Origin of the sequence: Labrenzia sp. C1B70 (assembly GCF_000475395.1) — a bacterium.
Lineage (GTDB): Bacteria > Pseudomonadota > Alphaproteobacteria > Rhizobiales > Stappiaceae > Roseibium > Roseibium algicola.
This window is the reverse complement of the sequence record NZ_AXCE01000045.1, coordinates 115,472-134,005: the sequence shown is the minus strand read 5'-3', so window position 1 is coordinate 134,005 and position 18,534 is coordinate 115,472. Positions and strand designations below refer to the sequence as shown.

Annotated in this window: 20 protein-coding genes; 5 read left to right on the top strand and 15 right to left on the bottom strand. The window is 58.8% G+C overall.

Annotated features, from left to right (window positions below):
* Positions 1-28: 28 nt before the first annotated feature.
* From Q666_RS58610 to Q666_RS58590, 5 genes are all read right to left on the bottom strand, one after another.
* On the bottom strand, positions 29-1,573 hold the full coding sequence (locus Q666_RS58610; RefSeq protein ID WP_022997758.1) for a glycosyltransferase family 39 protein: 1,545 nt from the start codon (positions 1,571-1,573) through the stop codon (positions 29-31).
* 108 nt (positions 1,574-1,681) lie between these two features.
* Entirely contained in the window at positions 1,682-2,470 is a 789-nt protein-coding gene (locus Q666_RS58605) for a transporter substrate-binding domain-containing protein (protein WP_022997759.1), read from the bottom strand.
* 39 nt (positions 2,471-2,509) lie between these two features.
* Positions 2,510-3,220, bottom strand: a complete 711-nt coding sequence (locus Q666_RS58600) for an amino acid ABC transporter permease (protein ID WP_051990197.1) — start codon at positions 3,218-3,220, stop codon at positions 2,510-2,512.
* Positions 3,217-3,897, bottom strand: a complete 681-nt coding sequence (locus Q666_RS58595) for an amino acid ABC transporter permease (RefSeq protein ID WP_022997761.1) — start codon at positions 3,895-3,897, stop codon at positions 3,217-3,219. The genes Q666_RS58600 and Q666_RS58595 overlap by 4 nt, the downstream gene beginning before the upstream one ends.
* 386 nt (positions 3,898-4,283) lie before the next feature.
* Positions 4,284-4,895: a TetR/AcrR family transcriptional regulator gene (locus tag Q666_RS58590; protein ID WP_031268087.1), complete on the bottom strand. Its 612-nt coding sequence runs from the start codon at positions 4,893-4,895 to the stop codon at positions 4,284-4,286.
* Between the two features lie 100 nt (positions 4,896-4,995).
* On the opposite strand from Q666_RS58590, the gene Q666_RS58585 reads away from it, so the two are divergent.
* Both Q666_RS58585 and Q666_RS58580 read left to right on the top strand, forming a co-directional pair.
* Complete coding sequence (locus Q666_RS58585) at positions 4,996-5,733, top strand: SDR family NAD(P)-dependent oxidoreductase (protein ID WP_022997763.1); 738 nt, start codon at positions 4,996-4,998, stop codon at positions 5,731-5,733.
* Positions 5,733-6,899, top strand: coding sequence for an MFS transporter (locus tag Q666_RS58580; protein ID WP_022997764.1), 1,167 nt, complete (start codon positions 5,733-5,735; stop codon positions 6,897-6,899). Before Q666_RS58585 ends, Q666_RS58580 begins: the two co-directional genes overlap by 1 nt.
* A 123-nt stretch (positions 6,900-7,022) precedes the next feature.
* Here Q666_RS58580 and Q666_RS58575 read toward each other — a convergent pair whose 3' ends face one another.
* The 5 genes from Q666_RS58575 to Q666_RS65730 all read right to left on the bottom strand — a co-directional run bounded on the left by Q666_RS58575 (position 7,023) and on the right by Q666_RS65730 (position 12,787).
* Positions 7,023-7,643 carry a LysE family translocator gene (locus Q666_RS58575; protein ID WP_022997765.1) on the bottom strand — a complete coding sequence of 207 codons (621 nt, stop codon included), beginning with the start codon at positions 7,641-7,643 and terminating at the stop codon, positions 7,023-7,025.
* A gap of 72 nt (positions 7,644-7,715) precedes the next feature.
* A complete protein-coding gene (locus tag Q666_RS58570; RefSeq protein ID WP_022997766.1) occupies positions 7,716-8,111 on the bottom strand; it encodes an aldehyde-activating protein in 396 nt (131 codons plus the stop codon).
* A 4-nt stretch (positions 8,112-8,115) separates the two neighbouring features.
* Positions 8,116-9,597 carry an Asp-tRNA(Asn)/Glu-tRNA(Gln) amidotransferase subunit GatB gene (gatB, locus tag Q666_RS58565; protein WP_022997767.1) on the bottom strand — a complete coding sequence of 494 codons (1,482 nt, stop codon included), beginning with the start codon at positions 9,595-9,597 and terminating at the stop codon, positions 8,116-8,118.
* 354 nt (positions 9,598-9,951) lie between these two features.
* Positions 9,952-10,236, bottom strand: a complete 285-nt coding sequence (locus tag Q666_RS58560; protein WP_022997768.1) for an EscU/YscU/HrcU family type III secretion system export apparatus switch protein — start codon at positions 10,234-10,236, stop codon at positions 9,952-9,954.
* A gap of 13 nt (positions 10,237-10,249) precedes the next feature.
* Entirely contained in the window at positions 10,250-12,787 is a 2,538-nt protein-coding gene (locus Q666_RS65730) for a flagellar hook-length control protein FliK (protein ID WP_081713361.1), read from the bottom strand.
* Between the two features lie 255 nt (positions 12,788-13,042).
* Here Q666_RS65730 and Q666_RS58535 point away from each other — a divergent pair, with 255 nt between their 5' ends.
* Positions 13,043-13,285 carry a DUF6455 family protein gene (locus tag Q666_RS58535; protein WP_022997773.1) on the top strand — a complete coding sequence of 81 codons (243 nt, stop codon included), beginning with the start codon at positions 13,043-13,045 and terminating at the stop codon, positions 13,283-13,285.
* A 19-nt stretch (positions 13,286-13,304) separates the two neighbouring features.
* On the opposite strand, the gene Q666_RS58530 is transcribed toward Q666_RS58535, so the two are convergent.
* Positions 13,305-13,607 (bottom strand): hypothetical protein, encoded by a 303-nt coding sequence (locus Q666_RS58530; RefSeq protein ID WP_022997774.1) that lies wholly within the window; start codon positions 13,605-13,607, stop codon positions 13,305-13,307.
* Between the two features lie 835 nt (positions 13,608-14,442).
* Here Q666_RS58530 and Q666_RS58525 point away from each other — a divergent pair.
* A complete protein-coding gene (locus Q666_RS58525; protein WP_022997776.1) occupies positions 14,443-14,700 on the top strand; it encodes a YjhX family toxin in 258 nt (85 codons plus the stop codon).
* 59 nt (positions 14,701-14,759) lie between these two features.
* On the opposite strand, the gene soxR is transcribed toward Q666_RS58525, so the two are convergent.
* A complete protein-coding gene (soxR, locus tag Q666_RS58520; RefSeq protein WP_022997777.1) occupies positions 14,760-15,224 on the bottom strand; it encodes a redox-sensitive transcriptional activator SoxR in 465 nt (154 codons plus the stop codon).
* 100 nt (positions 15,225-15,324) lie between these two features.
* On the opposite strand from soxR, the gene Q666_RS58515 reads away from it, so the two are divergent.
* Entirely contained in the window at positions 15,325-15,714 is a 390-nt protein-coding gene (locus Q666_RS58515; protein ID WP_022997778.1) for a VOC family protein, read from the top strand.
* A 55-nt stretch (positions 15,715-15,769) separates the two neighbouring features.
* On the opposite strand, the gene Q666_RS58510 is transcribed toward Q666_RS58515, so the two are convergent.
* The 3 genes from Q666_RS58510 to Q666_RS58505 form a co-directional block, all read right to left on the bottom strand.
* A complete protein-coding gene (locus tag Q666_RS58510) occupies positions 15,770-17,011 on the bottom strand; it encodes an HlyD family secretion protein (protein ID WP_022997779.1) in 1,242 nt (413 codons plus the stop codon).
* Positions 17,004-17,498 (bottom strand): hypothetical protein, encoded by a 495-nt coding sequence (locus tag Q666_RS0134040; protein WP_022997780.1) that lies wholly within the window; start codon positions 17,496-17,498, stop codon positions 17,004-17,006. The genes Q666_RS58510 and Q666_RS0134040 overlap by 8 nt, the downstream gene beginning before the upstream one ends.
* A gap of 199 nt (positions 17,499-17,697) precedes the next feature.
* Positions 17,698-18,465, bottom strand: coding sequence for an SDR family NAD(P)-dependent oxidoreductase (locus Q666_RS58505; RefSeq protein ID WP_031268094.1), 768 nt, complete (start codon positions 18,463-18,465; stop codon positions 17,698-17,700).
* Positions 18,466-18,534: the final 69 nt, after the last annotated feature.

Here is an 18,534-nt window from a genome sequence, read left to right as displayed (position 1 = left end):
TCGCGCCTTTGGTCAGGAAAGATTACGGTCAGCGGCAGATTGGGCTCTCGGGCGGGAGCTTGGCTACGCCCCACCAACTTGTCCGCCAGCCGGGCGGCTTCCACAAATGTGGCCAAGCGCCGGTGAGATACGTTGCCTCAAGCGCCTCGCCGGCATCCCAGAAGGCGACCTGACTGAAGCGCTCCATTGCAGACGTGTCCGGCTCCTTGTCCCCCTCTTCCCAGATGAAGAAGCAGCTTTGTCGCGGTGGCGTTCTGGCCGGAATGGCCTTGGTCACAAGCCGGGCATCGGGAAACAAAACCCTCAGATTGCCGCCGGTATAGCCATCATCGGCAATCAGTGTGGCGTCGGCTGCTCCCAGGTCAGCCAGCGGTGCCTTCAAGTCCGCGTAAGGCTTCATGTGCCGGCACTTGCCGCCGCACCATGTCTTGTCCGGCGCGACCAACCCTGGCACCCGGGCGAGAAAGGCAACCGCGACAATCGCCAGAACAACGGCCGTCAGCCAGCGCCATTGCTTTTCAAATCCGAAGCGTTCCAGGTCGGCGAACAACCACACCGGCAGCAGCAGAAGCAGCGGATGCATGTGCCGTTCCTTGACGTAGGTCGCACCGGTGATCGCAATCATCAGCGCCGTCAGCAGGATCATCAGGAGAACCGTGCGCCCGCACAGGCGCGCTGCGTCACTCACGGCAGGTGTTTCGGGCTTTTTGCGGCCAAGATAGCGCGGCCAGAACAGCAGGAGCAGCAGCGGGACCAGCGGAACCGAGAAACCGACAAGTCCGAAGGCAAGTTTCCCGAGCCCCTCGCCTGCGCGCATCAGATGCGATGTTTCAGCACTGACACCCATGGTGTCGGAAACCGATGCCAGCAGCTTCAGCCCTTCGCTGAAGATCCAATAGGCATAGGGGCTGTAGATCAGTGCCGCCGCGAAAGGCACCAACAACAGGCCCGAAAGGCGCAGCCGGGTGCGCCATGCCGGGTCGCTGGCCGCCGCCAGGATCAGGGCAAGTACAAAAATCGGGTAGGAATGCTTGCCCAGCAGTCCGGCCCCGGCCGCCATGCCAAACAGCACGTAGTAGCCGAGCCGCTGTGTCTCCAGCGCCTTCAGGAAGAAGAAGGCGCTCATGGCGCAGGCTGCAGTCAACACCACCGTGTGGGTGACGCCTTCATGAAGGTTCCAGCCGAACTGGTAGAAGAGCGAATAGGAAAAGACACACAGGGCTGCAAGGCGCGTGTCGTGTATGGCCTTGCGTGCGATCAGAAACAGAAAAAGCGCGGCAATCGAGATCAGGGTGTATTTGACGAAAAGCGCTGCCCAGATTGTAGGGCCGAACAATTGCTGCGCAGACCAGAGCAGCCACTCGTAAAGCGGTGGCTGACGCAGCATGTAACCGGGCTCCAGTGTCTGCACCAGAACGTTCTCGAACATATCGTCCGTACCAAGGACGGGCGTGTTCAACGCCCTCAGCAGGATATGCGCGAGCCCCCAAAGGACGACGACGCCCCAGACCCCGAGGGGCGTGGCATAAAACGGAGCCGGCCCTGTACCGGCGGTCGAACTGCGAAACATCATGGCAGGGGGATACTAGATTTTCGGAAGCCTGTAACCTCGCATTTTCCCTTGCGAAAACAAAAACGCGCGGCTCGACGCCGCGCGCTTCAAGCGTTCAGCCGGCAGGCCTTAAAGTGCAGGCAAAGGCGGCAGCGGCGTCTTCAGCCACTTCTCTGACAGCTCGCCCAGCTTGCCGTTCAGCTTCTTGTGCAGAACGAAAACGTTGACCCATTGCAGAAGGTCGATGTTGCCCGTCTTCACACCGATGAAAGACGGCGAATTGGCGATGATGAACTTGTTTTCCAGATTGAAGTCCGGGTTGTCATTGGAAATGCCCAAAGCCACCATGTTACCGGTCACGATAACGTCGGCCTGGCCGGAAACATAAGCCGCAATGGTGGCCGCGTTGTCGCCAAACCTGATGATCTCCGCATCTTCCGGTGCATCCGCCGTGATTGCCAGATCTTCAAGCGTGCCGCTGGTCACGGCTATTTTCTTGCCGGAAAAATCCGCGATGGTGGAAACGGCCACGTCAGGCTTGGCAAAGGCTCCGGAAAAGAACGGAGCATAGGCGTGAGAGAACCAGATCGACTTTGCGCGTTCCGGGTTGGCACCGAGTGTTGCAATCACGAGATCGGCCTTGTCGGTTTCCAGAAACGGAATGCGCTGCTTGGACGTGACGGGCACCAGCTCCAGCTCCACGCCAAGATCTTCCGCGATCATCTTTGCGACGTCGATATCGTAGCCTTCATATTCGCCTTCACTGCCCAGCGAGCCAAAAGGCGGAAAATTCTCCGGTGTAGCAATCTTGATCTTGCCGGCTTCCAGAATGTCCTTCAGCTCCGCAGATGCAGGACTAGCAATCATCAATGCGGCAGACACTGCCAAGCCTGTCAGCCCCAAAATTTTTTTCAACATTACGCGACCCTCCTTCGGTTGTTCTTGAAGCGCGATTTGTCAGGCGGCGGCGGCAGCCCCGCCCTTGGACGATGTGGATCCGAGGCGCTTTTCAAGGCGCCGCGACCACACAGACAACGGAAAACAAAGAGAAAAATAGATCATCGCCATCAGCGGATAGATGACGAAGGGTTGGGTGCTCGGCACAGGCGCATTCGCCCAGCGTTTGCCGACAGTCATCAGGTCGTGAAAGCCGATGATATAGGCAAGCGACGTGCCCTTGATGATCTGCACCATGAAGCCGACCGTGGGCGCAATGGCCAGGCGAAACGCCTGTGGCAGAATGATCAGGAACATGATCTGGGTGAAGGTCATGCCCAGCGCCTTGCCGCCTTCATGCTGGCCTGCCGGTATGGCCGTCAGCGCCCCGCGCCAGACTTCGGCCAGGTAGGCGCTTGTATAAAGCGTCAGGGCAATGCCGGCCGCTCGCCACGGGTCAATCTGGATTTCGAAAAGATGCGGAATACCCAGCCCGAGCAGAAACAGCAGCATCAGCAAGGGTACAGACTGGAACAGCCAGGTGTAGGCGGTGAAGATCTTCCGCAATATCTTGACCGGTGAAACCCGCGAAGCGGTTACGCATGCGCCGATCAAGCCCCCACCGATGAAAGCGATCAGAGACAGATAGATCGTGTATTGGGTGGCTTCCAGAAGCTGGAACAGGACGATGCCGAATGGTTTGCCAAGGATGGCGACGAAGGCGTCTTTCATCGAACCACCTTCCATTTGAACAACCGGTCATGCAGCAGCGCCAGAAGGGTTTTGAACCCCAGCGACATCAACAGGTAGATCACCGTCAGGGTGAAGAAGATCTCGAACGAGCGAAAATTCCGGCTGTCGATGAAGAGACCCGCCCATGTCAGGTCCGTCACGCCGATTTCCGAAATGATGCCGGTTGTCAGGAACAGGAAGATGAACTGGCTGTTGAGCGAAGGATACATGGCGGCAACTGCCTGCGGCAGGCACACTTTCACGAAGCTGAGCCAGCGCGGCAGACCGAGTGCATCGGCGGCTTCCGTTTGCCCCGCACCGAGGGACGCCAGGCCCGCGCGCAGGATCTCCGCAAAATAGGCGGAAAAATTGATGGAGAGTGCCAGCAGCGCATGGGCCCAGAAGGGCCATTGGTACCCAAGAAGCAGCGGCAAACCGAAGGCGACGAAAAACATCTGCACGATCAATGGCGTATTGCGGATGAATTCGACATAGGCCGCCGCCAGCTGGGCAAGAACCGGCACCTTGTAGTGGCGGACTGCCGCCAGCAACACGGCGAGGAGAAACCCCAGGATGCCGCCGCCGATTGTCAGCGCAGCGCTGATCAATGCACCCTTGGCGAGCAGCCACACGTATTCCGGATTCCGGTAGATCTCGAAAAATCTAAGGTTGGACATTGATACCAACCAGAGAAACAAGGCCGTGCTTCATCAAAAACTTCCAATGGTTCAAACCAGAGTTGGAAGAGCAAGGCTTGTGCCAAAGGAAAGAATTGCAGGCGTTCGCCATGAACCTGCAGCTGAACTTCAATGATGCGCGAACAACGGAGGCACTTGCCTCGATATTGGGCAAAATTACAAGGCAGTCCGACCTGACAACCAGGCATGACTGTTGGTCACCCAGATACCGAACTAGCTAGAAACCTGATCTGGCACCAGGTTGAGGGTGTGCATCGTGCAGCTATCACGACTTCAAGGCCGCGGGAGATGCCTAGACGATTAATCTGGACCGCTTGCCCGATGGTCACTGCCTCGATGGATGCGACAGGCTTGCTGAACCGCTGTTATCGGGGCCGGTTTGCCATTGCCCTGAAGGCCTCGACACATTGGTCGGCTGCAGCAAGCAAGGCTTCCTCACACACGCCATCACGGGCCAGAACCGACATTCCCGTTTGCATCGAGAAGAGCATCGTTGCCGCGGCTGCGGTATCGAAGTCACCGGGAAGTTCACCTTCCTCCTTTGCCTGCTCGATGCGTGCCTGCAGTTGGAGAAGATTGTTCTTCCGCATCTTACTCAAGCCTGCCGGAACGGACTGGTCCTCGGTGCAACTGTGTTGAGCTCCCAGTACGACCATGCAGCCAGGTGGTTGTCCGGTCATGCAATAGGCTTCTGCAGAGCGTGTCAGGAAGGTCCGGACCGCATCGAAAATTGAGGGGGCCTCGTCCAAACCGGTCCAGATACCGTTGTGATAGTTCTCGACGTAGTGAGCCAGGGCTTCGCGGAAAAGCTCATGCTTGCTGCCGAAGGCAGCGTAAAGGCTGGGCGTGTTTATTCCCATGGCCGATGTCAGATCGCTCAGCGATGTTCCCTCGTAGGTCTTCGACCAGAAAACACGCATCGCCCGTTCAAGAGCCTCTTCCCGGTCAAATTTTCTCGGACGACCTCTCGTTGCCATTCAAACCCTTTCTGTATCGATCGATAAATAAATCACTTGACCCTTCAACACAAGCAGTCCATCTAATTTTGTATCAATCACTACAAAATAGGAATCGACGATGACATTGATTGGAAAAACCGCCTTCGTGACAGGGGGAAGCCGGGGCATCGGTGCAGCAATCGCCCGCAAGCTCGCCGAGAATGGAGCTGATGTAGCGATCAGTTTTGCGTCAAACGAGGACGCGGCCGCTGGGACGGTTGCGGCGATCGAAAAGACGGGCCGCAAGGCACTGGCCATTCGCGCCGACAACAGCAAGGCCAATGAGTTGCAGGACGCGATCAACAAGGCTGCATCCACCTTCGGAAAGATCGATATTCTGGTGAACAACGCCGGCGTCTTTCTCGTTGGCCCGGTCGACCAACTGTCCCTGGAGGACTTCGACACATCCCTGGCGGTCAATCTTCGTGCAGTGTTCGTTGCATCAAAAGCCGCGGTCACGCACATGCCGGACGGGGGCAGGATCATCTCGATCGGCAGTAATCTTGCCGCTCAGGCGCCCATGGCCGGACTGGTGGCCTATAGCGCAACCAAGGCAGGCGTCACCGGATTGACCCATGCGCTTGCGCGTGATCTCGGCTCCCGGCGGATAACGGTAAATGCCGTGCATCCGGGCTCCACAGATACGGACATGAACCCTGCCGACGGTCCGTTTGCCGACGGGCAACGGGCCCTCATGGCGCGGCAAGCCTATGCACAGCCTGAAGAAATTGCCAATGTTGTCGCTTTTCTCGCCTCGGACGCTGCACAGTCTGTTACAGGAGCGGACTGGTTGATCGACAATGGTGCCAACGCTTGATGACAAGAGGTTCTTCCAAAGCCACAGCCCTGACAATCGGGCTGTCGGCACTGGTGCTGGTGGCGACGGAGTTCGTCGTCATCGGCCTTGCGCCTGCAATGTCGGCGCAGCTGGACATGACACCCTCGCAATCCGGCTGGCTGGTGACGTGGTTTGCCATTGGCTCCGCCCTCGCCGCACCGTTCCTTTCCGCGTATCTGTCTGATACATCTCCGGCGAAGGTGCTCGGCTGGATGATGCTGCCCAACTCCGCCAACCTGATATTGATCGTATTGCCGAATTTCGAGCTTGCCGCCGCTCTCCGGGTCGCTCAGGGAGCGGCATTGCCGGTCTACATCAGTTTCGCAAGCTCTCATCTCTCCCAGGTCTATGGCGCCGGCAAAGGCGTCGCGAAAGTTTATATCGGCGTTACGCTCGGTGTTGTCCTGGCGCCGTCTTGCGGAACATTCTTTGCAGAACGGTTTGGCTGGCAAACCCCTGTCGCAGGTCTTGGTTTGTTGTCTGTGGTTCTGCTGGTCGTCAATCTGAGGCTTCATTTGCCACCTTTCCAGGCAAAGACAGCCAGCGCGCTTTCCCTGCTTCGCCGTCCATCGTTTCTCTGTCAGCTTTTTCTGTCTGTCTGCGTTTTCTCGGCAATGTTCGCTGGCTATTCGTATCTCACCAGTCTGTTGGCCAACGCCGGACTTGAAGGAGATCAGATGTCCATCGCGCTGCTGGTTTTCGGTGCAGCCGGCCTCGCCGGGAACTGGGTCGGAGGAAGGACTGCCGACCATGCGTTGGCCGGCGCCATTGTCGTTCCATTGCTTGTTTCAGGCGGAGCCATGGCCTTCGGCCTTCTGGCGACTGCTCCCATCCTGCTTTTGACAGTCGTCCTGATTGCCTGGGGCATGGCCCACGCTGCCGGCTTCGTGCTGTCGCAGGTGCGCGTGATGACGGCAGGGCCTGATCACAAGAGTTTCGCGGCATCCATGAACATTGCAGCCGCCAATGTCGGCATTGCACTCGGTACCTTCGTGGGCGGATGGATGCTTGAAACGGGTGGCGTAGCCTCAATGAGCGCAACCGCAGTACTGTTTGCAATACCATGTGTCGCAACGGTGATGTTGCTCGCAGCACTGCCCAAGCGGTTTCGCTCACCTGCCCCGGAGGCCGCAGACCGGATCTGAACCAAGCGCACCAACAGAACGTCACCGAGAACCTGTTGGCAACTGAACAGTTATGTCCACTGAGCTTCAGTGGACATTGTCCTGAAAGCTTGAAACAGGCAGCCGGCAGCGAGGTCTTTCCGCTCAAGGCCGGAATGTAGCCAGTTTGTAAGCTGCGAAGGAGAAGAAGACGCCCAGCGTTGCGCTTATCCAGCGCTGACTGCGCCGATAGAAGCGGATGACGGGTGCGGTTGAAAACGTCACTGCATAGGCGACGTGCCCGATGATGGAAATTGCCGTACTCAGGCCAATCAGCAGCAGACCGACCCATAGCGGCGTATCAGCGCCCAGGCCTATCCCGACAATCGCGATCCAATGCAGTGCCGCCTTCGGGTTGGTCATCTGAATAGCGAGCCCTTGCAGGAACAGATTTTGTCCCCTTGCACCGGTCACATGCATTGCGTTGGCCGGCCTTGAAGCCGCACGGAATGCCTTGAATGCCAACCACAACAGGTAGACCGCCCCGAAAATCTTCAGAACGGTGACGGCCTGGGCATAAGCGGCAATCAGGGCAGTCAGTCCCGCAACCGTGAAGGTTGCCCATAGACCGGAGCCTGCGCCTACACCCAACGCGAGCTGGGTGCCGGACTTGCGACCGCGTTCCATCGACGTCCCGATGATGGCGAGGATGTTTGGTCCAATGCTGACGAAACCAAGAGAGAAGATGCCGAGAGCCAGAAAAAGGCTCGCAAGATGCTCGTTCATTGCCCCTCCCGGGTGTGGATGGCATCACGTGCGCGACAGCGCATCGGCCCGATCAGAGCACGCAATGTTCCTTCAGTCCAGAAAGGTCCAGGTATCCGCGCCATCGAAGTGACGCAGCCCAATGGCTTCGATGGTTCCAGGAGGTGCTAGCCGGAGGTTGACTGCCAACCGATCGGGAAACTCAGCCGACAGGCTTTGCCAGTGGGTGGTGCAGCCGCAAGTGTTGCAGGTGTGGAAAGCAAGCCCCTTGTCGCCCCAGACGTAGCTGAGCGTTGCTCCGGGGGCCGTCTTGATCTCGATATCGCCAGCTTCGCCATGCCCCCATATGGCGCCCAGTCGGCGGCAGATGGAGCAGTTGCATTCAACGGCGTGTCGAGGCGGTGTCTTCATTTCGTAAGACACCGCCCCGCAATGGCAGGAACCGGTGATGGGCAGCTCGACTTTCGGCGCTGTCCCCTCACCGGTCATGGTCTTACTCCAGACCGATCTTCTGCTTCAGCATGTCGCTGACGGCCTGCGGGTTGGCCTTGCCCTGGGACTGTTTCATCACCTGGCCGACGAACCAACCGAGAAGACCCGGCTTGGCGATTGCCTGCTGAACCTTGTCCGGGTTTGCGGCAATGATTTCGTCGACGATGGCTTCAATCGCACCAAGGTCGGTCACCTGCTTCATGCCACGTTCTTCGACGATCTTCGCCGGGTCGCCACCTTCGGTCCATACGATCTCGAACAGGTCCTTGGCGATCTTGCCGGAGATGACACCGTCCTTGATCAGATCGACGATACCGCCGAGCTGCGCCGCGGAAACCGGGCTGGTCGAAAGGTCCTTGCCTTCCTTGTTCAGGCGGCCGAAGAGCTCGTTGATCACCCAGTTGGCAGCCAGTTTGGCGTCGCGGCCCTTGGCGACTTCCTCGAAGAAATCGGCAGAAGCTTTTTCGGCAATCAGGATCTCGGCGTCATAGGCGGTGAGGCCATAGTCGCCCATGAAGCGGTTCTTCTTGTCGTCCGGCAGTTCCGGCAGGTGCTGTGCCAGTTCGTCGACGAACGCCTGCGTGAACTCCAGCGGCAGCAGGTCGGGATCCGGGAAATAGCGGTAGTCATGCGCTTCTTCCTTGGACCGCATGGACCGTGTTTCGCCCTTCACAGCATCGAACAGGCGGGTTTCCTGATCGACGGAGCCGCCGTCTTCAAGCAGTGCGACCTGGCGACGTGCTTCATATTCAATGGCCTGGCCGACGAAGCGGATCGAGTTGACGTTCTTGATCTCGCAGCGCGTGCCGAATTCGCCGCCCGGACGGCGGACGGAAACGTTGACATCGGCGCGCATGGACCCTTGGTCCATGTTGCCGTCGCAGGTGCCGAGATAGCGCAGGATGGTGCGCAACTTGGTCAGATAGGCTTTTGCCTCGTCGGAAGACCGCAGGTCCGGCTTGGAGACGATTTCCATCAGCGCCACGCCGGAACGGTTCAAGTCAACGAATGACATGGTCGGATGCTGGTCGTGCAGAGACTTGCCGGCGTCCTGCTCAAGGTGCAGGCGCTCCACACCGATCTCGACCTGTTCGTCCGGCATGTCGAGAAGGATCTTGCCTTCTCCGACAATCGGCTGCTTGAACTGGGAGATCTGGTAGCCCTGCGGCAAATCCGGATAGAAATAGTTCTTGCGGTCGAACACGGACTTCAGATTGATCTCGGCCTTGAGACCGAGGCCGGTGCGGATCGCCTGACGCACGCATTCCTCGTTGATCACCGGCAGCATGCCCGGCATGGCCGCGTCCACGAGACTGACGTTATCGTTCGGGTCCTTGCCGAATTCCGTTGAGGCGCCGGAAAAGAGCTTGGCTTCGGACGTGACCTGGGCATGGACTTCCATACCGATCACGATTTCCCAATCGCCCGTCGCGCCCTTGATGAATTTCTTCGGATCGGGTGTGCGTACGTCGACAATCGTCATAGTCGTCAAAAATCCTGTTCGTTTTGATTTCGCGTCTGGTCAACCAGCTGGAAAGACATGCTGCGGCGCGAATTTGTAGCCGTTTGATGACCTAGTCGGGAATTGTCCTGGCTGCAAGGTTTTCCTTGCCTGAAGCGTCAGCTTTCACACAGCAGGACGCGCCTTTCGGGTCTGACTGCCTGGCAATCGCGCATTGCGAAGCGTTGCAACAAGCATCCGTGCCGTCACGGACGAGCGTAATGCCACCCCCCGGCCTGATCATTTCCAGAGCCAGAAAGCACGACCAACACGCGTGCAACGGAAGGTCACAGTGGCAATTGCTTTGTCAGCGCGACAACACTCGGCCTTGCACCATCATTCCTGCGGCGGGTGCTTGGCCTGGCCAGTCCGCATGATGAAGCCGATCAGCACGGCGACCGCCTGATAAAGCTCGATCGGAATTTCCTGGTCGACCTCAATCTGCGACAGGGCCTCCGCCATCATCGGGTTCTGTTCAATCGGCACGCCTGCTTCCCGCGCAAGACGTTCGATCTGTTCAGCCATGGAGCCCGCGCCTTTGGCGGTGACAACGGGAGCGCCCTCGTTCTCATATTGCAGTGCGACCGCAAGCTTCTTCCCGGATTTGTCCTTTTCACTCATTGCCGGTTCCGTCTCACGATTGCCTGTCGATCAGTGCGCCGTATTTGGCCGCTGTTCTGGGTGGGAGCCCCCGGATCAGCCGCAGCTCCTGAAGATCCAGCCCCGCATCGGCAAAAGCGGCTTCCATGGTTTCGCGAACGGCGTTCAGGCTGTCGAAGGTTTCCTTGCGATCCACCCACAAGCTGGCATAGGTTCCGCCGCCGCGCAGACTGATGGCAGCTTCCAGCGGTCCTGTCGCGGTCAGATCGAGTGCAAACCGCAGCCGCCAGGCGGGTTCTCCGTCATCATCTTCCTGGTTTCCGGCCCCATCGCGGCCGACCTGCATTTGCATCACGGCCGTTTCATTGCCAAACGCGAGCGGCAGCTCAACCACAAGATCCATCGGACGGGACGCTGCGCGCGGTCCATCGTCTCTGGACAGTTTCGTATTGCTGAGCTGCGTCAGCCGCAGGCGCGCCAGGGCCGAATCCGTTTCCTTCAGAAGTGCCTGCAGATTTTGCGAAGCAGCTCCTGCCCAGAACCCGCTGCTGGTCTGTTGCGCCTGGCCTTGTGGTGCACCATGCCGGGATGGCGCCGGCGGCTGTCCTGCGGGATGAGTGATTTCAGAGCGGGCACCCAACTGCTGAAGCAGTGACTTGAACGACAAAAGGGCGGATTTCAAATCCGGCAGCGCGACTTGGCCCTGCGGCTGCGCTCCGGAAGGCAGGGACAATTGCGCTTCGCGAAACTGTCCGGACAATCTTACGGCCTGTTGCAGATCCTGCGCGGTCGGTGCCTGGGCAGACGACAAGCGTAGACCAAGGATCTGCTGCATTGCCTTGACCACGGGATCCGGCAAAGAAACGTTCCCGCTGTTCTGCGCGGACATCAGGCTTCCGATCTGGGCGAAAAGGCTCCCCAGGCCGGCCTGCTGCTCACTGAGCGGTTGTTTCAGCAATTCGGCAATCTTATTGACCGGCTGCTGACCCACCGCTGGAGCCTGCGCGGTTGGGTTCGGGGCTCCCGCAGCCGGCACGGATGCACCAAGGGATGCAGGATAAGTCTGAGGGATCGCCGTTCGCGTTAGGACTACGGGCTGTCCTCCAACTGTCTGAAATGCGCCGTTTGACTGCCCTGTGGCTTGATTGGGCAAGCCTGTGCCAGGCAGGTTTGCAGCTGGAGGAGAAGCGGAGTTGGCACCCGCCCCCGCGGCGGTTGATGCCAATTGCGAGCCCTGGACAGGCGCTGGTCCTGATGGTCCTCCCGACTGGGGATTTGCCTGCACCGTGCTTGATACCGGCGCTCCGGCCCCTGCACTTGCCGGAACCTGACCGGGCGACGTTTCGGGGACTGCACTTTGCACACCAGGGACGCTTGTGGCAGGCGCAGGCACGTTTCCTGAAGGAGCCGCCACTGGAGCTGCCGGGTTACCTTGTAAAGGCGGCGGTGCTGGCGTAGCCAGCGTGCCTGCTGAAAGCGTGGACGGCGGCGCCTGAACAGAAGCACCGGCAGGTGAAACTGCGGCAGCGTTCGCTACGGGCTGGTTCACCGATGTTCCGGGTTGCGTGGGCACGCCTGTAACCGTTGAGGCAACTGCTGCCGGCTGCGAAACCGGTTGTCCACCGGTCAGGTTCGACAGGCTCGCCGCACCTTGTCCGGTAGCAGCCGGAACTGGTACGCCTCCCCCCGACGGCACTTGTCCGGCCGCAGACCCTGCCGGAGGTGCAGGCTGTCCCGGTTGAGAGATCCCGGAAGATGGCGTGCCCACCGGTGGTGCGGTAGCGACTTGCGGCTGCGCGGGCCCACCCGAAAGGCCATTTGGCGCAGGTGCGGAACCCTGGGACGGGGCAGCAGCAGGCTGCGTCGGCGCCGAGTTCTGCGGAGAAACCGCTGCCGGAGGTGTCGCTCCAGCGATTGTTTGTCCAGATGCTCCTGTCGGCGGAAGAGGCTGAACGGTTGCGACGTTTCCTGAAGTCGGAGGCTGCGCGCCGCCGGCCGCCGGCGGAGCGCTGGTTGGCGAAGACGCCCCCGGCAGAGGTGTTTGCGGCAAGGTCTGGGGATTGCCGGCAGTCTGGCCCGGAGCCGTGTTGACCGAAAGGACCTGAACCAGATGCGCCAGAACCGGCGACGGCCGCGGATAGGCGGTCGCCGTTGAAGGTTGCGGTTGCAGGGGCGCTCCGGATTCGGATTGCGCAGGAGCCTGGCCGGTCTGGCCTTTTGACGCCTGTACTTGGGGTGCCTGAGCTTCGGATGCTTGGGCTTGCGACGCCTGACCTTGAGAAGCCGTCGCCGGCGCGGAAGGTTGCTGCTGCGGCTGCTCCTTGCCCACAGTGATCAGGATCGCAGGCTGCTGTTTGGAGCCGCTGACGGTAACCGTAACCTCGCCGCCTTCAGGAAGTGGTGCGGGAACGCGCAGCTCCAGCTTTGCGTCGGGTGTCGCAAGGCGCACCACACCACCCGGCAGGTTTGCCTCAACCTTGGCCTTGAGTTCCGTTCCCGGCTCAAGTCCCTGAGCTACTGTTCCATTGCCGGTTGCCCGGGGCAGCGGCGAGGCGCTTACCGTTTCAACCATCCCACCGTCTCCAGGTGTTGCGGCGCTCCGATTTGCAGGAGGCGGCCTGGCAGGGGTTCAGAATCATGAACCTGCAGTATGGCTGGTTTCGCAATGCTTGCCCAGAGTTGACCCTGATCAAGGTAACGCAGGTGTTTCTGCTGCATTGTGTCCTTCATAACCGGTGCCGGAAACCAGAGCGGCATCAAGAGACAGAAGGCCTTGGCAGACAATGTCTGCACATGTCCCGTCGGAAGGAGAAACGGCTTGAACTGGATGGATCGCCTCAACGAGCGCGCGGAACTGATGGGCAGGATGCTGGACACAATCGGCGCGATGAACCACGTCCCGACCGGTGTGCACACGGGTGCGGCGCTAAGGTCTGCCGCCTATCGATGCATCAACTGCAGCGAAACCGAAGCCTGTCGTGCCTGGCTTGAAAGCCATCCAGATGGCGCGGATGAAGCCCTGCCGAACTGCCCCAACGCTCCCCTGTTCAACAGCTGGATCGACAGCTGAAAACGCGGCAGCACCGGCCTCAGGCGCGCTTCACGCGGCGGCTGAGCCAATAGGTCACGGCAGACGCAATCAAACCGCCGACAAAGCGGAACGGAAAGACAGCCAGCGCACCGGCATCATGCGCAAAAGGCTGCGGCACGGGCAGCGCGCCAATCGCCACATCCAGAATGAGCGTCAGCGCTGCCGCCGCAAATCCCGCGATCCAGAGCTTTTGCAGCCGGTCGGCCTTCCACCCCAGATACCCGCCAATCAGCAGCGCAAACGGGTTGAGCAGGCCAGCAAGGCCGAAGAGGTCGTACCAGGTTTCTGAAAGCGTCATCATGGCTTCCTCATAGCCTTGTGCGGGACAAAATGCGAGCCGGTTTCCAAGTTTAAGGACATTAGTCCGGCGGCAAATTGCTGCAGTCTCGTCTCAGCAGTTGGCCGTAAAGCCATGTAATTGAATGAAACAGTCCCATTTCCCTGGCAAGAAGCCGGGACATGACCCTCAGCTCACCTAAATTTAAACGGTTTTGTACAGCAAAACTCTGTGCTACTTTTGTTAATACAAGTATTTGACATGCATTGCCTCTGGCAGCTTCCATTCCTTAAAATAAGTTTTAAAGGCCATGACTTTACTCTCATCTATTGAAACAGACGACCCAACAGTCGACACCCTCTTCAAGACCGATCGACGCCTTGCCATATTGTGCAATCACTGTGGCCGGTTCCGTTACATGAACTTTTCACGGTTCACCGGAGACCAGAAAGTCTCGTCCTTGAGCGAAACACTTACTTGCGCTTCCTGCGGCTCGCGGGATGTCGAGGCCATTGCGGTTTCCCGCAACCCCGACAACGGCTACTGGCCGGCTGAACACAGCTGAAGCGTTTTCGCCCGGCCGAACCAGGAAATCGAAATCCTGCGTTTCCAGATCGCAGCAGATTTGCAACAGCCTCTGCAAATCACCCAGCCTCACCGCTGCATTGAGCCTCGGCGCGTTGTCGCGTTTGGCAGCGTGTGCTAAGGGCCTTCCCACCAACTGAGAGGTTTTATGCGCGGATTGCAACAGTCCCGGTAGACCCCGGCTGACGTCAGTCGGGGCCAGTCACATCAGCACTGCAGGCGATTAGCTGCGGTGACTGAAGATCTGTGCATACTTTCAGGCAAATTCAAATCAATGGACATTTCCAAAGCCGAGCAGCGGGTCCTGCACCTGCTGGCTCAAGGCGGCTATATCCTTCTGGAAAAGGATGAGGATGGCCGTGTCATCAAACATGAAACCGTCACCCGTGAAGGCTGGTTCTGGGGCGGCTGCTCACCACAGCTTTTCCATAAGCTGAAATACAAACGGCTGATCGCCTCCAGGAACAGCGGCCCTTATCGGATCACGCCGCTGGGTCTGAAACGTGTGAGGGCTCAACTGGACAACAGGTGAAGTCAGGAGCCGGGACAGCCTGTTGGCGTCCCGGCAACTTTCCCAAAGCCGCTCGGGGGTCAGTCCCTGGCGTAATCCGGACGATCGCCAAGAAGATAGCGGGGCCCACGTCCCTTGCTGGCCGCTGCGTCTCCTGCGTTGTAGAGCTGGCAAGTTTTCATAGACAGACATCCGCAGCCGATGCAGCCATCGAGCTTGTTGCGCAAGGCGGTCATCCGTTCGATTTTCCGATCAAGGTGAGATCGAAAATCTCTGCTGATCCTTGTCCAGTCCGCCTTGGTCGGTGCCCGCCCCTCCGGCAACCTTTGGAGCTGCGCCGCGATCTCCGCAATCGAGAACCCGAATTCCTGTGCGACCAGTACAAAGGACAGGCGCCTGATGTCGGCCCTTAAAAATCGCCGCTGGCCGCCAGCGTTCCGGCTTGGGTGCACCAGCCCCTTTTCTTCGTAAAACCGGATCGCCGAAACGGACAGTCCTGTCCGCTCTGACAGATCCCCGATGGTTAGAAGATCGGTGCCTTTCATAACCTTCGTCAAAATATCGCCTCGTCTCTCTTGACCTCAACTAAGGTTGAGGAATTATGTCTGGTGTCCACAAAAGGTCAAACCCTGAAAGGACACCGAGATGAGCAGTGCATTCCTGGAACATGTGAACGTCACGGTCAGTGACCCGGAAGCGACCGCCAAACGTCTGGAAAGCTGGTTCGGCTGGAAGGTTCGCTGGAAAGGTGCAAGCCTTGGCGGCGGCACGACGTATCACATCGGCAACGAAACCAGCTATGTAGCAGCCTATTCACCGCCAGGTACAACCAGCAAGGTTTCCGGAGACAGCTACAGCCACCACGGAGGCCTCAACCACATCGCAGTCGTCGTCGACGACATCGACGCAACCGAAGCAGTGATCAAGGCCGATGGTTATCACACGCACAATCACGGCGACTACGAGCCGGGCCGCAGATTCTATTTCGACGATGACGATGGCATCGAGTTTGAAGTGGTCAGCTACAAGAAGTGAATGATACGCACCCCGTCAGGACGGTTTCCCACCGTCCCGCCGGGATGTTTTTGTTCTAGTGGCCCGTCAGCACCAGCGTCTGGATCGGGAACAGCAGCGCCTGAAGCCGAATGATCATCGCATGGACGAGACCGACCGTGTCGACCACGTGCAGGAAGATGAACTCACCGGTTCCAATCGGTTCGCCCGACGACAGACGGTCATGATTGCTGGTGTAGGCGTTGACCGTGCAAATTGCGCCCGGTGGCAAGTCAGCCAGGCCGTCTTCGTAAAGCGGTTCCAGCAAGGTGGTGATCGTTGCCGGTTTCACACTTTGAGCGGCATCAAAAAGCTGGCCTGAGGTTGATATCTGTCCGGAAGCGATCTGCGACTGCACTTCTGTCACGACCAGCGGAATAATGGTGAAAGGTACGGCTCCGCAGAACGCTTCCGCCACCATTCCTTCCTTGAGGACCTGGGCCTCGATCTGGCCGAAGCCCGCAACGATTCGCTCTCGCTGTGCATCCGTAGGAATTAGCACGCCTGCAGGCCGCATCATCGGGTTGACGATGTCACCTGGACGCAGGATGAACTGGCTCATGGTGCCGTCCACGCCGGCGTAGACAGTCATCTTCTCCAGCTCCACTTGCGCCTCGTGCAATCTGGCCTCCGCGCTTTTCAGGCGCGCGGGCAGATATACCGTGATCTTGGTCTGGATGAGCTCCTGATTGGACTGCGCCGCGCGCAGTGCGCCGGTTCGCGCATCCACTGCATTCTGCAGCTTTTCGATGTCCCGTTCACTCACGACATTGGCATTGCGGGTGAAAAGCTCCTGCCTCGTGTCGAGCTCGTCCTGCGCCTGCTTCAGTGCTGCCTGCGCCTGCTCGGTCTGGGCATTGGCAACAGCCAGTTCGCTCTGGGCCAGTGCAAGCTCTCCCTGGATTTCGACCAATTGCTGTTGCGCGGTCACGACATCCGCTTCCTGACGCGTGCTGTCGAGCTTGAAAATCGGGTCACCTGCCTTGATGTCCACCTCAAGCTCACGCGGCACGAAGGTTTCGACGACCCTGCCGGAACTTTCCGGCAGTATCGGGATGGTCCGGAATGTCGAGACCGCCGTGGTTGCCGTTGGATGAAAATAGAAAATCAGCGTGATCAGGGACACGGTCAGCATCAGGCACAGCACAATGCCGTAGCGCAGCTCGAACCAGACCGAATAGAGCGTTATTTCCCGGCCGATGCGCTTGCCCTGTACATATCTGCGGATCAGATAGTCGGGCAATATGGTGAGAAGGGAACAGAACAGGAGCTCAAACATGTTTGTTCTCCTGTTCGGCTGTCGATGCAGTGGAATGATCGGCTGGAGTTGGCGGTGGTTCGTCCGACGCACTCATGCCGGGTTCCAGCTCCTGCTCTTCCTGCTCGAGGTCATGCTCGACCAAGGTTTCGGACGAAACACCACCGGTTCCGGCCAGACGACTCAGGGAATGGGCCATCGATTCCAGCGGTGTCCAGAAATCGGGAAGCTGAATGAAGGCAAGCAGCAGCGCTGCGACCCAGAAGATGTTGTTATGTGTGAAAAGAGCCAGAAGGCCGAGGACCGCAACAAGCTCGAATTGCATGCGCCCGTGTTTGTGGGCAAGCCGTTCGGGGATCGAATGCAGGTGCAGATAGAACACCCCGACAAGGATCCCGCCGAAAATCAGCACGACCAGCATCACGGTAAAAAGCCAATCCCCACCGTCCGCAGCCGGTATGAAAGGCGGCAGATGATGCGGAGCAAGCTCGTGCATATTTTCCGCCATCGGAATTCCCCCTTAAGCCCTTGTTCCGCCTGATGTGGCAGAAACAGTCGCGTAACCTTAAAAGGGATTTCCGATCATGCGTATGAAAAAGTATGACTTTGGAGGACTTTGACACAACCTATCCGGCCACAGCCTTTCAGCCACCAACCGGATAGATCTGTTCTTCATGCCGCTCCGACAGCCCCCGAAAACAGCGGTTTTAGCGGGGGGCCATGCGGATTGCGCCGTCGAGACGAATGGTTTCGCCGTTCAGCATATCGTTTTCGCAGATGGATTTGACCAGCTTTGCATATTCGGTCGCCTTACCGAGGCGCGAGGGGAACGGAACCTGCTGGCCAAGCGAATCCTGGACCTCCTGTGACAGACCCAACAGCATCGGCGTCTCGAAGATGCCCGGTGCGATTGTCATGACACGAATACCGGACTTGGAAAGGTCACGGGCGACTGGCAACGTCATTCCTGCAACCCCTGCCTTGGAGGCTGCGTAGGCCACCTGACCGATCTGGCCATCGAAGGCAGCAACCGAAGCCGTGGAAACGATCACACCACGTCCACCGTCCGCCGTGACGGGCTCCAGCGCGGCCATGCCCGTTGCTGCAATCGACAGGCACCGGAAAGACCCGATCAGGTTGACGGAAATCACCTTCTCGAACATGTCCATCGGGTGAGGTTCGCCGCGAGACGTCGTCTTCGCCACAGGTGCAATACCGGCGCAATTGACCAGGATGCGCTCCTGGCCGTGGGCTGCGCGCGCCTTTTCGAAACCGGCTTCGACGCTCGCCTGGTCAGTCACATCGACATCGGCAAAGACGCCGCCAATTTCTGCGGCGACCTGTTCCCCCTGACCGGCATTGCGATCGAACAGCGTTACCTTGACGCCTTCGGCCGCTAGCATGCGCGCGGTGGCGGCTCCGAGCCCGGATGCACCGCCTGTCACGATGGCTGAAAGTGTTGAGTCCAGTTTCACAGAAACCTCCAAACGGGTACAATTCATTGAAATCAATGAATTTAATCTACTCAATTGACGATTAGGTCA

Bases quoted from the DNA above. Each gene is read 5' to 3' on its own strand.
- Q666_RS58510 (WP_022997779.1), bottom strand. From the start codon at position 17,011: ATGTTTGAGCTCCTGTTCTGTTCCCTTCTCACCATATTGCCCGACTAT.
- Q666_RS58570 (WP_022997766.1), bottom strand. From the start codon at position 8,111: ATGACCGGTGAGGGGACAGCGCCGAAAGTCGAGCTGCCCATCACCGGT.
- Q666_RS58610 (WP_022997758.1), bottom strand. From the start codon at position 1,573: ATGATGTTTCGCAGTTCGACCGCCGGTACAGGGCCGGCTCCGTTTTAT.
- Q666_RS58515 (WP_022997778.1), top strand. From the start codon at position 15,325: ATGAGCAGTGCATTCCTGGAACATGTGAACGTCACGGTCAGTGACCCG.
- soxR (WP_022997777.1), bottom strand. From the start codon at position 15,224: ATGAAAGGCACCGATCTTCTAACCATCGGGGATCTGTCAGAGCGGACA.
- gatB (WP_022997767.1), bottom strand. From the start codon at position 9,597: ATGACGATTGTCGACGTACGCACACCCGATCCGAAGAAATTCATCAAG.
- Q666_RS58535 (WP_022997773.1), top strand. From the start codon at position 13,043: ATGGATCGCCTCAACGAGCGCGCGGAACTGATGGGCAGGATGCTGGAC.
- Q666_RS58575 (WP_022997765.1), bottom strand. From the start codon at position 7,643: ATGAACGAGCATCTTGCGAGCCTTTTTCTGGCTCTCGGCATCTTCTCT.
- Q666_RS58595 (WP_022997761.1), bottom strand. From the start codon at position 3,897: ATGTCCAACCTTAGATTTTTCGAGATCTACCGGAATCCGGAATACGTG.
- Q666_RS58590 (WP_031268087.1), bottom strand. From the start codon at position 4,895: ATGGCAACGAGAGGTCGTCCGAGAAAATTTGACCGGGAAGAGGCTCTT.
- Q666_RS58525 (WP_022997776.1), top strand. From the start codon at position 14,443: ATGGACATTTCCAAAGCCGAGCAGCGGGTCCTGCACCTGCTGGCTCAA.
- Q666_RS58600 (WP_051990197.1), bottom strand. From the start codon at position 3,220: ATGAAAGACGCCTTCGTCGCCATCCTTGGCAAACCATTCGGCATCGTC.
- Q666_RS0134040 (WP_022997780.1), bottom strand. From the start codon at position 17,498: ATGGCGGAAAATATGCACGAGCTTGCTCCGCATCATCTGCCGCCTTTC.
- Q666_RS58605 (WP_022997759.1), bottom strand. From the start codon at position 2,470: ATGTTGAAAAAAATTTTGGGGCTGACAGGCTTGGCAGTGTCTGCCGCA.
- Q666_RS58530 (WP_022997774.1), bottom strand. From the start codon at position 13,607: ATGATGACGCTTTCAGAAACCTGGTACGACCTCTTCGGCCTTGCTGGC.
- Q666_RS58580 (WP_022997764.1), top strand. From the start codon at position 5,733: ATGACAAGAGGTTCTTCCAAAGCCACAGCCCTGACAATCGGGCTGTCG.
- Q666_RS65730 (WP_081713361.1), bottom strand. From the start codon at position 12,787: ATGGTTGAAACGGTAAGCGCCTCGCCGCTGCCCCGGGCAACCGGCAAT.
- Q666_RS58585 (WP_022997763.1), top strand. From the start codon at position 4,996: ATGACATTGATTGGAAAAACCGCCTTCGTGACAGGGGGAAGCCGGGGC.
- Q666_RS58560 (WP_022997768.1), bottom strand. From the start codon at position 10,236: ATGAGTGAAAAGGACAAATCCGGGAAGAAGCTTGCGGTCGCACTGCAA.